This window comes from Flavobacterium niveum, from assembly GCF_055231775.1.
In genome coordinates, this window is sequence record NZ_JBUYSX010000002.1 from 81,817 (window position 1) to 97,117 (window position 15,301).

Consider the following 15,301-nt stretch of genomic DNA (forward strand, 5'->3'; position numbering starts at 1 on the left):
GAAACTGAAATGGAAAACAACAACGCTAACTACAATGCCGAAATAGACCTGGGTCAGGTAAAAGAGAAGGTGCAGGGCTATATAGGCAGTATTAACGACCGTTTTTTTGACCTGATACTTTTTATTAAGCGCAACATAGTTCTTTTAATCCTGTTGTTTGTTGCAGGGGCAGGCCTTGGCACTTACCTGGATTATGGAAGCAAAAGCTTTACCCATAAAATATTTGTTATTCCTAATTTTAACAGTGTGAATTACCTGTATGAACAGGTGGACCTGATAGAATCTAAAATTAAGAAAGGGGATAAGGAGTTTTTGGCCGGGTTAGGTATTAAAGACCCTAAATCAGTTTCAAATATAGAGATAGAGCCGGTAGTAGATATCTACGATTATATAAACGATGCTTCAAACAGTGTTGAAAGTAACAAAAGTAAGCTGGAACTGTTTAAGATAATAACTGATAATGGCGATGTAGAAAAAGAAGTAAAAGAAGGTGTTACCAGTAAAAACTATAAATACCACGTTATTACCATTACTACGAATAAGGAAGAGGACAGAAAAGAAATGGTAGACCCGCTGATGAAATATTTCAACTCTAACCCTTATTTTTTACAGGTTCAAAAGCAGAACCTTAAAGACCTGGAATATAAAATTAGCCAGTTTGACAGTATCATTGTACAGGTAGACAGGGTAGTGGCCGGTTACAGTAAAGAGTCGAGAAAAGCTAATCCGAGCCTGCTGTACTATAATGACAATACTGATTTGGCAGACCTGCTGAACATGAAAAACGGCCTTGTAGGCGAGCAAAATAAAAACCACATAAGGCAGATAGATTACCAGGCGGTAATTAAAGACAGGGCGGTAGTGGCTAATGTAGCCAAATCGGGTAGCCTGTTAGGTAAAATGAAAGTAATATTGCCATTGTTGTTCCTGTTTATTTTTACTGTTGTGGTTACCTTCCGTAATTATTACAGGAGGCAAATGATAAAACGCGGACTGAAATAGTTGTATGGCAGTTACTAAATCTGTACTGGTTACCGGCGCCGGAGGGCAGCTGGGCCAGGCATTGCAGCAAGCGGCTAAGGATTACCCGGGGTTGGAGTTTCATTTTTGCAATTCCCATGAAGCTGATATTACCGATAAAGAAAGTATCAATATGCTTTTCAGTAACCTCAAGCCTGATTACTGTATTAACGCTGCGGCGTATACAGCAGTAGATAAGGCTGAAAGCGAACCAGAAAAAGCGGTCCTGGTAAATTTAACCGGTGCTAAAAACCTTGCGGAAGCATGTAATACTTATAGTACTGTATTGCTGCACATTTCTACTGATTTTGTTTTTGATGGTACTAATACGGTACCTTATACCGAAGAGGATGTTACGCATCCGGTTTCGGTTTATGGTACAACCAAATTACAGGGGGAGCAGGCTGTGGCCACTACGTTAAAAGCACATTATATAATACGTACGGCTTGGGTATATTCGGGCTTTGGTAATAATTTTTATAAGACCATGCTGCGCCTGGGTAATGCCGGCACTGACCTGAGGGTAGTAAACGACCAAATAGGGACACCCACTAATGCCAATGATTTGGCCGATGCGTTGTTGCATATTATAAGCCATGACAAAGGCCAATACGGTATTTACCATTACAGTAACGAAGGCCAATGCAACTGGTATGAGTTTGCCAAGGAAATTTTCGCATTAGGTAATATTAACGTGCAGTTAAACCCTATACCTACAAGCGGTTATCCTACACCAGCAGCGCGCCCGGCATATAGCGTATTAGACAAGGCTAAAATAAAGAAGGTATTCGGGCTTACCGTGCCGGACTGGAAAGAAAGCCTTGCCAATGAAATGGCAAAATAACCAAGTAGTTAATATTTTAAGTACATTGGTGCCGAAAAAGAAAGATTGCGAATAAAAATTAAAAAGCCCTGCAACCAGCAGGCTATTGCCATAGCACATGCAAAAAACAGCAATAATAATCCCCTGCTATAACGAGGAAAAAAGGATTGACGGGAAAAACATTGATTACCTTGTAGCCCACACTGATGCTACTATATTTTTTGCAAATGACGGTAGTACTGATGGTACATTGGCAGTGCTTAATACAATATGCAACAGATACCCTGAGCGCTGCTTTATTTTAAATTATGAGCAAAACTCGGGTAAGGCAAATACCATATATAAATCGGTTAACGACCTTTATGCAAGGGGAGAATTTACCCACATAGGATATTTTGATGCCGATTTTTCTACCCCTCCTGAAGAAGTAAAGCGTCTTATAGATAAAGCCGTGAGGAGCGATGCAGCCTTTGTAATGGGATCCCGGGTTAAGCTGCTTAATTCCGGCATAAAGCGTAAAACACACAGGCACTATATAGGCAGGATTATTATTACTCTTATCAGCATGAAGTTTGATACGGGGATATATGATACCCAATGCGGGGCAAAGATATTTACCGGAGAGGTTATACCTTATGGATTTAATAAGCCGTTTATTACTTCGTGGTTGTTTGATGTGGAGATATTCATCCGCCTGAAGCAACAGGGGCAATTACACAAAGGCCGCGAAATTCCGTTAAACAAGTGGCAGGATATAGAAGGCTCTAAGCTCAGCTGGAAATCGGGCTTTAAAATTTTAAGGGAATTATATTTACTCGGAAGAAAGTATTAATAAAAAAATGGAAGCCTAAGCTTCCATTTTTTTATTGTATTTAGTTTACTGTTAACACCTTATCTGTAATAACCAGGCCTTCTTTTTTTGTTGTGCCGTCTGTTATATATACAGCCAATTTATAAGTGCCGGGCTTCAGGTTTGCTTTGGCAAGGTCTATTTTAAACCCTGACCTGGACAGGTCATAAGAACTTTTAAAATAAGTGGTTACATCTCCACGGTTAACGCTTTCAGGATTAATAATGGTTTCTCCGTCGTTGTTTATCAGGGCAAGGAATATCTTGGCATTTTGCATAGACTGGTCATAGAAATAAGCCCAACCCGATATTTCTACGGTGTTTCCTTTATCGTTGAAGATTTCTACAATAGTATTTATTCCGTCACCGCTACGCTCTTTAAACGGTTTAAATTTGGTCAGGTTTACATTCGGTTTGTAAGTTGCCCTGTCATGATAATGTTTTGCATAAGCGTCAAAAAGCGCCACGTTATCATCTACCACATACAGGCTGTCCAGTATGGCATTAGTGCCCTCCGTGGCCGGATCCTGTATATTATTGATGTCTACATACCAAAATGAAGATTCAGGCTTTTCATGCTGGTTTACAATGCGGTCTACATATTGGTTAAGCGAACTGTTTGTTACAAAATTGTTCTCGTTCTTTTTAAGATAGTAAGAAAAGTAGTATTCAAAACTTGAGAGTATCTTCTCGTTGTTTTTATGGTGGTCTTTAACGTACTGGCTCACCTCACGGTATTGGGTTTTCATTATTGCATTATAAAAATGCCTTACCACAATAACATCGGTAAGTGAAAAAATAATAAATACCGTAACAAGTGAAAGGCGTACCATGCTGTTTTTAGCATAGAAAATACCTGCCGAAATAATAAGTATAAGAGGAGGCACCATGTTTATGAAGTACCTGCTTATTATCATAGGGAACTTAATGTAAGACAGTACAAAAGGGGTTAGTAATGTAATTAACAACCATATAAAAAGCACAAAGAATGAAAATGTTTCTTTTTCTTCTACCGGGTCTATACGGTATTGCTGTATTTCGCCTTTTTCGAAAATCTTTACAAAGAAATATATTATAGCAATAGCGGCTATCCATATGCATATTTCAGAAAAGCCGAAGAATTCTTTCATCATTGCCGTATACACATCTCTTTCGGGAGCGGGAATCCAGAACGATGTTTTACTGTTCATGCCTTTAACAATAATAATAGAAGGGATAAACGATATTATAGTTATTACCCCTGACATTAACGAGTACAGGAAGAAATTTTTAGAGGTAGACTTATATGGTTTTATAAGGAAGAACAACAATATTACATATTCTGAAAAAAGTGCAAATAGGCCAAAAAAGTGCGTATTTATCATTAATGAAGCAAATAGCGCGTGCCACAAAGCTGTTTTTATACTTGGGTCTTTAATAAACTTTACAAGGTAAATAAAAGACATTGTAGTGGTAAAGAACAGCATGGTATACATCCTGGCCTCTTGTGCATAATAAAACTGGAAATAATTTATGGTTAGTAGTGCCACGGCAATTAGCCCCACTTTTTTATTGCCGAACAACTCCTTAGCCAGATAATATAAAGCGGCTAAACCAGCGATGCTGAATAATACCGAAACAAACCTTGCTACAAAAGCCGAGTCGCCAAAAATAACAAGGAAGTAGTGTACTATATAGTAATAAAGCGGTGGGTGTACGTCTCCCTTTAACACCGTAAATATTTCGACAAATGATTTATCTGAACTGGAATTAATGAGGGTGAAAAGTTCATCGCCCCAGGGGCTTTGAAAGTTGAGCCTGTATACACGGAATATAAAAGCTACCAGGAGCAGTACACAAAGTGTAGTGTTTTCTTTAATCCAGTTTAAAATTTTCATGTGTTTAAAAGTTAATGACAGTTTTGTAATAAGCAAATGAATTAAAAAATAACGAACAAAAACAGCTAAAACAGAAAAAAACACCAAACAAAATATATTCCGTTCTTTTATTGGAAATTATGTGCGTAACTAAAGAAAATTTTTGTTGGCAGTATTAACAAATGGGCTGAATGAATATTAATTTTATATACATTTGCCAAAAATTATAACGATGAAAATCAAAATGTATGTTCTGGCTTTTGCCATGTTTGGCCTTATGGTTTCTTGTAAGGAAGAGAAGCAAAAAGAAGTTAAAACACAAGAAGTTGAAACATCTGCAGCAGCAAACCCTAATTTTAACGTAGAACTGTCTGTTTATACCTCTAAGACCGAAGATTTCGGGATGTATTTTACAGAAGACGGTACTATAAGCTTTAACGGTGAAGATGTAGCATGGAGTACTGTTGATGGACAAAAGGAAGACGGCAAGGCATATTTTGAAGTGCCGGATGCACGTATACCTACCCACATCAGGTTAGATTTTGGCCTAAAAAAACAGGAAGATACAATAGTACTTAAAAAAGTTAAAATTAATTATGCCGGTAATGGCTTTGAAATAAAAGGATCTGACTTTTTTACCTATTTCAGCCGCGATGACCAGTTTAAAACCGAAGTTGATGCTACAAAAGGTACACTTACGGTTTACAAAAGCGCCCCTGAATTTAAAACACCATTCTTTTATCCTGCCGATCCTTTGTTAAATAAAATAAAGGAAATTACAGGGGCTGCCCAATAATCCTGTAGCAGTAAAAAACAATAAATAATAAAGCCCGGAAATTTTTCCGGGCTTTATTATTTATTTAAAAAACGTAAGGTAATTACCTATTTCACTTCTTTTTCGGCAACAATAGTTATGGGCTTTGTGGTAATATTATGTGCAAATAAAGCTTCTGTAAGGCCGCCAAAATAAATGCCTACATCAGCCGGATATTTTATGGTTACGCTTGTTTTACCTTCTTTATCGGCTTTCTTTATCTCCTCAATCCAGTGCGACATGTACCTGTATTTTTGTAAAGCAGAAGTGTCTGACCAGTTACCTTCATTGTAAGGCTTTGATGAACGTGTAGCTTCAATAAACATTACAGAGGTTATAAGTGGAAGTACTATAAATGCCTTAGGATATTTTGATGTTATATAAATACAGGCAATTGCAATAGCCAGGATAAGGAAAAAATAAGTGCCGTAAACAGATTCTATACGGTAAGCAAACTGTGGCCCCGCTTTAGTATCTGCAATAATATAAAATGCACTGATAACAACCATACATACAAGGAAGCGTATTAATAGTTTAAAAGCAGCATTGGTTTCTTTAGATATGAATCGTATTACTAATGCCGCAACAAGGGCAAGGATGCCCAGTAACATCGTTAAGGTTTCAATTTGTTTGGCAAGCCTCATAAACTGTTTATAAGAACCAACAAGTTTTGTACTCCATTTATATGAGTTTTGCAGTTCGGCAGACCTTCCTCCAAAAAACTCAAAAACACAATAGGTTAAAAATAAAACAAATACAAGCAGGTATATTTTGTTGAATTTTAAATTTTCGTTCCAATAACCTGAAATACCTTTTTTGAAAAATCCTGATACAATTTCCAGAAGTAAATAAATGGCAAGTACAGCGCTCGCCCAAAGCATAGAGAATACGGCAAAATACAGTATTAGTACCCCAAAACTATATTTGGCAATGTTATTTTGTGTAAGCTGTAAATTTTTGTTATTAATAATTTTATCTATGAAATAGCAAACCAATATAGAGTTAAGGATATTAGGGACTAAATAGTAGATAGAAGTACACAGGTTAAAAGACCAGAACATGTAAAAGTTGTTCTCAGGGTTGCTTTTAAAAATGAGGAAATACATAACAATTACCAGCAAAGCAGAAAACAAGGCAACCATTTGGTTTTTTATTAAGCTGTAAAAAAGACGGCACAGCATGTAAAAAAACACTGTTGTAGACAAAGCCAGCAGCAGGCTCATGCTGAATGTTACAGATTGCAGATAGTCTCCGCAGAAAGGATAAACCACATAAGCAGCAAAATATCCTACAAGCGGCCCTAAAACTTCAGGTAAAATACGGCTCGGGTTCCAAGTGCCCCAGGTAGGGTAGGCATGCCGGTTATAAAAGCTCAGGGTTTTCCAGTCATCACCATCCCAGGGAATAAACGGATGCGCGCTTTGAAAAAAGATAAAGATGCCGGCAAATACAAATAACAATGCGCAAAGGTTTATAATCTCCACCTTTGTTTTAAAAGAAAACTTCATAACAATAAATCAGTTTTTTGGTTTGTTTTAATTTGCCAAAGGTATCAAAAGCACGGCATAAAGCAATTTTGAAAGGAATAAAGTACCGCAGAAATGCTATTTTTTATGCATACTTCTTTTTGTACCTTGCCTGCATGTTTAATTTCATAAAAAACATACTTTTTAATCAGCAATTCCGTAAGCTTGCAGTATATGGCTTTGGGCAGGGTTTTAACCTTGTTACCCCGATACTGGTTATGCCTTACATAGTAAGCATTTGTGGTGAAGATGTATTCGGTAAGGTTAGCGCCTGCCTGGCGGTGTACTTTTTCCTTATGGTATTTGTAGACTACGGCAGTGACATAGCCGGGGTAAAAGACGTATCGGTATACCGTGAAGATAAGGCTGTGCTTTCGGGTATGCTCAGTACGGCATATGCATCGCGCCTGGTTATGCTTGCGGCTGTATTGCTGTTGGTTGTTTTATCGGTTGTGGCCATACCTGCATTGGCTACAGAAAAAGCAATGTACTTTATGGCGCTTCCGGTACTGGCAGCCCAGGCCATAAGCCCTGTTTGGGTATTCCAGGGGCTTGAAGATTTTAAATGGACTACCTTTATCAATATCTTTTCAAAAGGGTTTTACCTCGCCGGGGTCTTTTTGTGTGTAAAACACCCTGAAGATTATATTTATATCAACTTATTTTGGGGACTGGGCATGCTGCTGGCTAACGGTGCTTCACTGTGGTACCTTAGCCGCCGTTTCAACATAAACATAGCCCATACATCTACTAAAGAGGTTTCGGCATTCCTTAAAAAGCATTTTGCACTGCTTTGGTCGCAAATTTTCTTTTCGTTGCAAATGTATGCCCCGATTATCATTGTAAAATGGTTTGGTGGCGATGCACTTGCGGGAGGTTACCGTATTTTAGAGCAGGTAGTAGTAATATTCCGCACCTATATATTATTGTTCTTTAATTTTATATACCCGCGTGTTTGTTACCTTATAGAACAAAACACTGCTGCCTGTATGCGTTTTTGGCGTACCTATAACGGTGCTAACTTTCTGTTTATAGCCATAAGCATGGCGCTAGTATATTCTAATGCCGGGCTTATAATAAATCATTTTAACGCCACCGAGCCCGAAAACCTGGCACAGACCTTACGTATAGCTACTGGGTTACCTTTGGCTTTTGGTATATCGGTGCCGTTACGGCAGTTGCTATTGGGCTACGGCCTGCAAAAAGCCTATGTAAAAATAACCTTCATTATGGTGGTTGCAGGCCTTGGCCTGTTAATAAGTTTGCTGTACCGCTACGGAATAAACGGCGCCATAACGGCGTTAATAATTGCCGAAGCTGCCACGGCAGTGCTGTTTGCCATTGCCATAAAAACACGCCCGAGGCACCATTAATAAAAACTATTGTATCTTTACAGTCGAGCCATAGTATAAACCCGTGATTAAGAAAATATTCCAGAAATTACTGCAACGATCAGGTAAGCAATATACCATAGACCCCGATTTGCCGGGAGGGCTTATCTACAGTACAATTTTTGGGCGTGCAGCTATGCTTGTACGGGGTTACCTGGGCCTTGGAAAAAAGGTATACCTGGGCCGCAATTGCAGCATAAGCAATAGGCGTGGCGTAATCATAGGCCCTAACAGCACCATAGAACATCACACAGTAATAGACGGCTACGCCCGCAATAAAGTTATTATAGGCAGCAACTGCAAAATAGGGGCTTACTCACTGGTTACCTGTACCAGCCATTTCTCTAAATACGGAGCAGGCCTTAAAATGGGCGATAATTCGGCTGTGGGGCGCTTTACAGAATTTGGTGCCGCAGGGGGCATTACCATAGGCAGCGATGTAATTATGGGTTCTTATGTAAGCTTCCATTCTGAAAACCACAATTTTTCTGATACTACAAAACTGATACGCGAGCAGGGGGTAACCTCTAAAGGTATTGTTATAGGTGATAACGTTTGGGTAGGGGCCAAGGTCACTTTCTTAGACGGATCTGTAGTAGGAAATCATTGTGTGGTAGCAGCCGGGGCTGTGGTAAATGGTGTATTCCCGGACTATAGCGTGATAGGCGGTATACCCGCAAAAATTATTAAGCAAATACAATAATGGCCGCAGTATTTAAAAAGGAATATATATACCAGGTATTATTTTTTATAAGTATAGGATTGCCGTACCTTAACAATTATGAAGTTATCTTTTCGGTATGGTCACTTATGGCATTGGTTACCCTTCGTAAAAGGTACTCATGGGGCATAATAAAGTGTATATCATATTTTGTAGCCATATTTATTATAGCTTTTATTGTAAGCTTTTTCCATGATGTGGCATTATACGAATATGCCAGGGATATAGCTTACCTGCTTAAACCTATAATAGGGCTGTTACTGGGCTACCAGTTATGTAAAGACTACATGGAAAGCCCGCTAAAAGTATTTATAAATATAGGTATTGCCATAGCAGTTATACACCTTATTGTTATTTGTTACGCTTTATTGGTGCTTCACGCCCATACGATGCCAGAATTACGGATGCATTCAGGTTATTTCAGCGATTTTGAAGTATATGCTCTTATCTTTCTGCTGTTTCACAGAAAATTTGGCATACAGGTTTCAAAAAAATGGTATATCATTGGCGTGGTGCTTATGAGCGTTTCCATTTTTATGTACCTGGCACGTACTAACTTTATACAGTTTGCCATACTTTATCTTGCTGCTGCGGGCTATTTGGTTTTAAACAAAAAAGCGATTAGGGCGTTAGGCCTTGCATTTTTGGTAATACTTATTGGATATGCAGCCATATACTACTATAACCCGGCCCGTAAACAAAAAGGGATAGAAGCACTGCTTTACAAAATCAAGAATTCTCCTATAGAGCCTTTTAAAACAAAGGTAGATGTAGACGACTGGAAAGACTTTAACGACAACTACCGCTCTTACGAAACCATACTTACCATCAGGCAAACAAAACAACAAGGTACTGCGGCAATATTGGTAGGGCAGGGTATGGGTTCATCTGTAGACCTTAAAAAGAAGGTATGGCTACAGTCCAGCTTTATGCGATACATACCCTTTTTGCACAATGGTTTTATGACCGTGCTCTTAAAGTCGGGGCTGTTAGGCGACATAATCCTCATTTTTTCCATTGCCTTTTTCTTTAAACGGATAAAAACAGATATACCGGAAGCACAAGCCATGAATAACATATTTGTGGGTACCGGTGTGTTCCTTATATGTTCATATTGGGTATTTATGGGATTATATTTTGTGCCCGACACCAAATCGGTAATGCTTGGGTTTTTAATCCGTTACCGCGAACTGATTTTTAAAAGGAACCAATTATTGCCAAAAGCGGAATAAACAGCCATGAAGAATATACTTTTTATCCACCAGTCGGCAGAATTGTACGGGTCAGATAAGACACTGCTGGTATTGTTAGAAAAGCTGAACCGCGATGAGTTTTTCCCGGTTGTGGTATTGCCTTTTGAAGGCCCGCTGAAAACCGAGCTTGAAAAGCTGGACATAAAGGTAGTTATACTGCCGGTACTAAAAGTATACCGCAAAATGTTTACACCCGTAAACCTGCTGAAGTTTTTTACAGGTTACCGTACAGCCGTAAAAGCGCTGGATAAGCTGCATGCACACTATAATTTCCATGTAGTATATTCTAATACCCTTGCGGTGCTGCTGGGTATGGTATATGCCCGTAAGCGTAACATAAAGCATGTATGGCACGTGCACGAAATAATACAGAAGCCTGCGCCTGTAGCAAACTTTTTTGCGAAAGCATTATATAAAAATGCAGATGAGGTTATCTGTAACTCATATGCTACAAAAGATAATGTGGCAAACCGTGTACCAGGGCTTGATGCCAAATGTGTAGTAGTACACAACGGCCTTGATACTGAGCCGAAGCCTGTTTATGAATATGAGCCACTACAGGGGTTTAATCCTGATGATGTGGTAGTAACGCTGTTAGGCCGCATAGGCTGGTTTAAAGGGCACAAATGGTTGCTGGATGCTTATGCCGAATATATGAAGGAATCTGGTATTAAGCTCATCTTTGCCGGGTCACCGGTACCGGGACAGGAATATTACCAGGAAGAACTGGAACAGTTTATTGCCCAAAACGGTATGACTGATAAGGTGACCATAATACCGTTTACAAAAAAGCTGCAACCTATTTGGGACGTCACCAGTATAGTAGTTGTGCCTTCTACAGAACCTGAACCCTTTGGGCTGGTAGCACTGGAAGGGATGCTGAATAAGAAACCGGTAGTAGCTGCAAACCACGGTGGGCTTAAAGAAATTGTGGTACAAAACGAAACAGGGCTGTTAGCTGAACCTCTTGATAACAAAGCCCTGGCAGATGCACTGCTTACCCTTGCTGCCGATGTTCAACTGCGTGATACATTTGCCCAAAACGGCTATGAGCGTGCCACGGAAGTGTTTACGCTGGAAAATTATGTTAAAGGGATAACAGAAATATTAAAATCATAAAATTGCTGCTTTAGGGAATGATACCTGAAAGCAGACTTGTAAAAAACATATCTTTGCGTTTTTGTAAAAAATGAAAATAGCTATAGTAGGAACCAGGGGCATACCGAACCATTACAGTGGTTTTGAGCAGTTTGCTGAGTATTTTTCTGTATATCTCGCCGAAAAGGGACACGATGTATACGTGTACAACTCGCACAACCACCCCTACCAGGAAAAGACGTTTAAGGGCGTAAACCTTATCCATAAACACGATCCGGAATACAAGTATGGTACATTCGGGCAGTTTATATACGATTATAACTGTATTAAAGATTCGCGCAAGCACGATTTTGACGTGCTGTTGCAACTGGGCTACACCAGTAACTCGGTATGGTTTCTTATGCTGCCGAAAAAGCCGGTTACAATAACCAATATGGACGGGCTGGAGTGGAAACGCTCTAAGTATTCTAAGCCGGTACAGCAGTTCCTTAAATTTGCCGAAAGGCTTGCGGCAGTAAGCAGCGACTTCCTGGTGGCCGACTCACTGGGAATACAGTCGTTCCTTAAAAACAAATACAATAAAGACAGCTGCTATATACCGTATGGTGCGCATCCGTTTAATACGCCGGATGATGCTATACTTAAGGACTACAATGTAGAAAAGGGTAAATATCACATGATTATAGCCCGTTTTGAGCCTGAAAACAACATTGACATGGCACTTCAGGGTCTGGTAGAATCGGGAGATAAAAGTACTGTACTGGTAGTGGGTACGCATACTACAAAACATGGCGAATACCTTAAAGAAAAATATAAAGAGCATACCCACATCCGTTTTACGGGCGGTATTTTTAATATAAGTTTTTTAAATAACCTGCGTTATTATTCAAACCTGTATTTCCATGGGCATTCGGTAGGGGGCACAAATCCGTCTTTGTTAGAGGCTATGGCCAGCAGGGCCTTTATTTTGGCACACAATAATGATTTTAACAAGGGTATCTTAAAAGATAACTCCTACTATTTTGCTAATAGTGCTGAGGTGGCTTCGCTGGTAAAAAGCCTTAAAAAGGAAGACAACCTGCACATGGTAGAAAATAATTATAATGCAATAGTTCAGGATTTTAACTGGGACAAAGTTAATGGGCAATATTTACAATTTTTCGAGGAATGCCTTGCTGAAAAGAATAGGCCTCACGCCGGGTAAAAAACTCCTCATATTCCTTATATCGCTTTCGGCGCTTACCATACCCATGGGGTATGCATACAACAGTATTGCCGTAATATTGTTTGTGGCCTGCTCGTTGCTTTCGGCCCGCAAAACTGATTTTTCGGTTACGTTTTCTGTAGCGCTTCCGGCGGCATTGTTCCTGCTTATGGCACTTTCTGCAAGCTGGTCTGTAAATGCCCACGAAAGCATTAAGGCACTGGGTAAGGAGGCTTCGCTTATATTTATACCCATCGCCTTTATGGTGAATAACAGGCTTAGCGGCCGTAGTGTAGATGCCATACTGAAAAACTACAGCCTGGGTATGTGTGCAATATGCATAGGTTTCCTTATAAGGGCATTTGTACGATTTGTACAAACCGGAAACCCCGAGGTGTTTTTTTACCATGAGCTATCTACATTTAATGTAAATGCCATTTACCTTTCGGTACTGGTTTCTATGGCGTTTGTAATATTCCTTGCCAAAGAAACCAAAACCTTTTGGGGTTATGGCGCCATGGGTTTCCTGTTGTTGTTTATTTTCCTGCTGTCGTCTAAAAATCTCATTATAATAGATTTGTTCATTGTAGTATTATATTATACTGCTTACTCAGGCTTTTCAAAGAAAGTGAGGACGGTATCGCTGCTTACCTTCCTCGCGCTGTTTTTGGTATTGGGCTATTTTGGTAAAATACACGAAAGGTTTTCGCATGAATTTGAGGTAGATGAATCTATAAGCTCCCAGGGCATACACATGGTTACTGTAAAAGAAGCTGCTACAAGGGATAAATTTGACCCTAACTGCTACTTTAACGGTACGGCTTTCCGCACCTACCAAGCGCGTATTTTTACCGAAATGCTGGCGGAAGACCCTATACTGTTTACCGGTTATGGCCTTGGCGGAAGCAAAATAAAAATAGAGCAGAAAGGCTTAGAGCACAATGTATACCACGATAGCGATGCACTGATGCCGTATAATAAGATGAACTTCCACAACCAGTACATAGAAGTATTTGCAGACCTGGGTATTGTGGGTTTTATACTGGTAGTGCTTATGCTGCTGGTAAATCTTAAAAACGGCATACAGAACAAATATTTTATACACATTGCTTTCGCAATTTTGATGATAAGCGTATTTTTGACCGAATCATTTATCTGGAGGCAAAGGGGAGTAGTATTCTTTACGCTTTTCTACTGTATGTTTAATACCATGCAGCCTTTTGCGGCCCGAAGGGCAGCCCTTAAAGCTAAGGAAGCATAATGATTTTGAAAACCCGGTGCCCCGGCACCTAATTAATTATGGAAGAGATTATTGAACAGATAGATACCACTATGCACGCAACCGGGACACAAGGTTATTCAAAGTACATAAGGCTTTTCAATATCACATTCGACCTGCTGATAATAAACCTTATATTCCCGTTTGTTTTTGCCGGGCAAAACCTTAATAATTCACACTTTGGCCTGTACATAAATGTATGCTGGGGTGCTATAGCATACTTTTCAGGTTTTTATGAAGTATACCGCTATACAAGTATTGTACAGGTAATTTCTAAACTGGTACGCCAGGGAGCTTTGTTTGTACTGGTTAGTATAGCGTTTTTCCCGTTTGCAAAGCACACTACGTTCGTTGCCGAAACGGTTGTTATGTATACAGGTAGTGTACTTGCATTGGTAACATTGTTTAAAATAAGCCTGTTCTATTACCTGAAGCAATATCGCATAGCTACCGGCAGTAATTACCGCAATGTAATTATTATAGGGCATTCGGAACAATCCCTTAAGCTGAAAGACTTTTTTGAGACCTCTAAAGATTATGGTTACCACTTTAAAGGTTTCTTTTCTGAAAAGAAAGGCCAGCAGGGTGTTGTAGGCGGTATGGCAGCTGTAGGGCAATATGTGCTGGATAACCAGGTAGACGAAATATACTGCTCACTGGGTGAAGTTACCGACAAGCAGCTGAAGGACCTGGTAGAATTTGCCGATGATAACAACGTTACCATAAAGTTTATCCCCGATACCCGCGAGATATTTTCCAAAAACCTGCGCATAGACCACTACGAGATGTTCCCGGTGCTTTCATTGCGTAAAACAGCTTTGCATGAGCCTACCGCACAAATTGTAAAGCGCCTGTTTGATATTGCTTTTTCCCTAACTGTTTTTATACTGTTGTTGTCGTGGCTTACACCGCTTATGGCACTGCTTATAAAGCTGGAGTCTAAAGGCCCGGTATTCTTTAAGCAGAGCCGTCCGGGGCTAAATGAGCAGGAGTTTTTCTGTTGGAAATTCCGTTCCATGCAGATAAATGAAACCACCGAGAAGTCGGTTACAAAGAATGACCCTCGCGTAACCCGTGTGGGTAAGTTTATCCGCAAGACCAGTATAGATGAGCTTCCGCAGTTCCTTAACGTACTGCGTGGAGAAATGAGCATTGTAGGCCCGCGCCCGCACCTGTGGACGCAAAACAACCTGTATGGCCAGCGCATAAAAAAATACATGGTGCGCCTGTATGTAAAGCCGGGTATTACCGGGCTGGCACAGGTAAAAGGCTACCGTGGTGAAATAGCCACAGATTCGGATATGATTCACCGTATAAAATATGATGTATTTTACATAGAAAACTGGTCGATGCTGCTGGATTTTAAAATCATTGTACAAACGGTGGTAAACATTTTTATGGGCGAGGAGAAAGCCTACTAAAAATGCTACCTTTGCAATACGAACATAAACACACAATCTGATACTC

13 protein-coding genes are annotated in these 15,301 nt (G+C 39.8%); 11 read left to right on the forward strand and 2 right to left on the reverse strand.

Going from position 1 to position 15,301, the window contains the following annotated elements:
• Positions 1 to 9: 9 nt before the first annotated feature.
• From ACZIX4_RS05730 to ACZIX4_RS05740, 3 genes are all read left to right on the forward strand, one after another.
• Positions 10 to 1,002: a hypothetical protein gene (locus tag ACZIX4_RS05730; RefSeq protein ID WP_463334653.1), complete on the forward strand. Its 993-nt coding sequence runs from the start codon at positions 10 to 12 to the stop codon at positions 1,000 to 1,002.
• A 4-nt stretch (positions 1,003 to 1,006) separates the two neighbouring features.
• Positions 1,007 to 1,864: a dTDP-4-dehydrorhamnose reductase gene (gene rfbD / locus ACZIX4_RS05735; RefSeq protein WP_463334654.1), complete on the forward strand. Its 858-nt coding sequence runs from the start codon at positions 1,007 to 1,009 to the stop codon at positions 1,862 to 1,864.
• Positions 1,865 to 1,961: 97 nt separating this feature from the next.
• Positions 1,962 to 2,675 (forward strand): glycosyltransferase, encoded by a 714-nt coding sequence (locus tag ACZIX4_RS05740; RefSeq protein WP_463334655.1) that lies wholly within the window; start codon positions 1,962 to 1,964, stop codon positions 2,673 to 2,675.
• A gap of 40 nt (positions 2,676 to 2,715) precedes the next feature.
• On the opposite strand, the gene ACZIX4_RS05745 is transcribed toward ACZIX4_RS05740, so the two are convergent.
• Positions 2,716 to 4,569, reverse strand: a complete 1,854-nt coding sequence (locus ACZIX4_RS05745; RefSeq protein ID WP_463334656.1) for a glycosyltransferase family 39 protein — start codon at positions 4,567 to 4,569, stop codon at positions 2,716 to 2,718.
• Positions 4,570 to 4,780: 211 nt separating this feature from the next.
• Between ACZIX4_RS05745 and ACZIX4_RS05750 the strand changes: the two genes are divergently transcribed.
• Positions 4,781 to 5,344 (forward strand): hypothetical protein, encoded by a 564-nt coding sequence (locus tag ACZIX4_RS05750; RefSeq protein ID WP_463334657.1) that lies wholly within the window; start codon positions 4,781 to 4,783, stop codon positions 5,342 to 5,344.
• 86 nt (positions 5,345 to 5,430) lie between these two features.
• On the opposite strand, the gene ACZIX4_RS05755 is transcribed toward ACZIX4_RS05750, so the two are convergent.
• On the reverse strand, positions 5,431 to 6,870 hold the full coding sequence (locus ACZIX4_RS05755; RefSeq protein WP_463334658.1) for a hypothetical protein: 1,440 nt from the start codon (positions 6,868 to 6,870) through the stop codon (positions 5,431 to 5,433).
• Between the two features lie 134 nt (positions 6,871 to 7,004).
• Here ACZIX4_RS05755 and ACZIX4_RS05760 point away from each other — a divergent pair, with 134 nt between their 5' ends.
• The 7 genes from ACZIX4_RS05760 to ACZIX4_RS05790 all read left to right on the forward strand — a co-directional run bounded on the left by ACZIX4_RS05760 (position 7,005) and on the right by ACZIX4_RS05790 (position 15,255).
• A complete protein-coding gene (locus tag ACZIX4_RS05760) occupies positions 7,005 to 8,261 on the forward strand; it encodes an oligosaccharide flippase family protein (protein ID WP_463334659.1) in 1,257 nt (418 codons plus the stop codon).
• Between the two features lie 43 nt (positions 8,262 to 8,304).
• A complete protein-coding gene (locus ACZIX4_RS05765) occupies positions 8,305 to 8,982 on the forward strand; it encodes an acyltransferase (RefSeq protein WP_463334660.1) in 678 nt (225 codons plus the stop codon).
• Positions 8,982 to 10,232: a hypothetical protein gene (locus ACZIX4_RS05770; protein WP_463334661.1), complete on the forward strand. Its 1,251-nt coding sequence runs from the start codon at positions 8,982 to 8,984 to the stop codon at positions 10,230 to 10,232. The genes ACZIX4_RS05765 and ACZIX4_RS05770 overlap by 1 nt, the downstream gene beginning before the upstream one ends.
• Positions 10,233 to 10,238: 6 nt before the next feature.
• Positions 10,239 to 11,372: a glycosyltransferase family 4 protein gene (locus ACZIX4_RS05775; RefSeq protein ID WP_463334662.1), complete on the forward strand. Its 1,134-nt coding sequence runs from the start codon at positions 10,239 to 10,241 to the stop codon at positions 11,370 to 11,372.
• A 70-nt stretch (positions 11,373 to 11,442) separates the two neighbouring features.
• On the forward strand, positions 11,443 to 12,555 hold the full coding sequence (locus tag ACZIX4_RS05780; protein ID WP_463334663.1) for a DUF1972 domain-containing protein: 1,113 nt from the start codon (positions 11,443 to 11,445) through the stop codon (positions 12,553 to 12,555).
• A complete protein-coding gene (locus ACZIX4_RS05785; RefSeq protein ID WP_463334664.1) occupies positions 12,491 to 13,816 on the forward strand; it encodes an O-antigen ligase family protein in 1,326 nt (441 codons plus the stop codon). The genes ACZIX4_RS05780 and ACZIX4_RS05785 overlap by 65 nt, the downstream gene beginning before the upstream one ends.
• A 38-nt stretch (positions 13,817 to 13,854) precedes the next feature.
• A complete protein-coding gene (locus ACZIX4_RS05790; protein WP_463334665.1) occupies positions 13,855 to 15,255 on the forward strand; it encodes an undecaprenyl-phosphate glucose phosphotransferase in 1,401 nt (466 codons plus the stop codon).
• Positions 15,256 to 15,301: the final 46 nt, after the last annotated feature.

Bases quoted from the DNA above. Each gene is read 5' to 3' on its own strand.
- rfbD (WP_463334654.1), top strand. From the start codon at position 1,007: ATGGCAGTTACTAAATCTGTACTGGTTACCGGCGCCGGAGGGCAGCTG.
- ACZIX4_RS05790 (WP_463334665.1), top strand. From the start codon at position 13,855: ATGGAAGAGATTATTGAACAGATAGATACCACTATGCACGCAACCGGG.
- ACZIX4_RS05740 (WP_463334655.1), top strand. From the start codon at position 1,962: ATGCAAAAAACAGCAATAATAATCCCCTGCTATAACGAGGAAAAAAGG.
- ACZIX4_RS05775 (WP_463334662.1), top strand. From the start codon at position 10,239: ATGAAGAATATACTTTTTATCCACCAGTCGGCAGAATTGTACGGGTCA.
- ACZIX4_RS05745 (WP_463334656.1), bottom strand. From the start codon at position 4,569: ATGAAAATTTTAAACTGGATTAAAGAAAACACTACACTTTGTGTACTG.
- ACZIX4_RS05770 (WP_463334661.1), top strand. From the start codon at position 8,982: ATGGCCGCAGTATTTAAAAAGGAATATATATACCAGGTATTATTTTTT.
- ACZIX4_RS05785 (WP_463334664.1), top strand. From the start codon at position 12,491: ATGGGCAATATTTACAATTTTTCGAGGAATGCCTTGCTGAAAAGAATA.
- ACZIX4_RS05730 (WP_463334653.1), top strand. From the start codon at position 10: ATGGAAAACAACAACGCTAACTACAATGCCGAAATAGACCTGGGTCAG.
- ACZIX4_RS05750 (WP_463334657.1), top strand. From the start codon at position 4,781: ATGAAAATCAAAATGTATGTTCTGGCTTTTGCCATGTTTGGCCTTATG.
- ACZIX4_RS05755 (WP_463334658.1), bottom strand. From the start codon at position 6,870: ATGAAGTTTTCTTTTAAAACAAAGGTGGAGATTATAAACCTTTGCGCA.
- ACZIX4_RS05760 (WP_463334659.1), top strand. From the start codon at position 7,005: ATGTTTAATTTCATAAAAAACATACTTTTTAATCAGCAATTCCGTAAG.
- ACZIX4_RS05780 (WP_463334663.1), top strand. From the start codon at position 11,443: ATGAAAATAGCTATAGTAGGAACCAGGGGCATACCGAACCATTACAGT.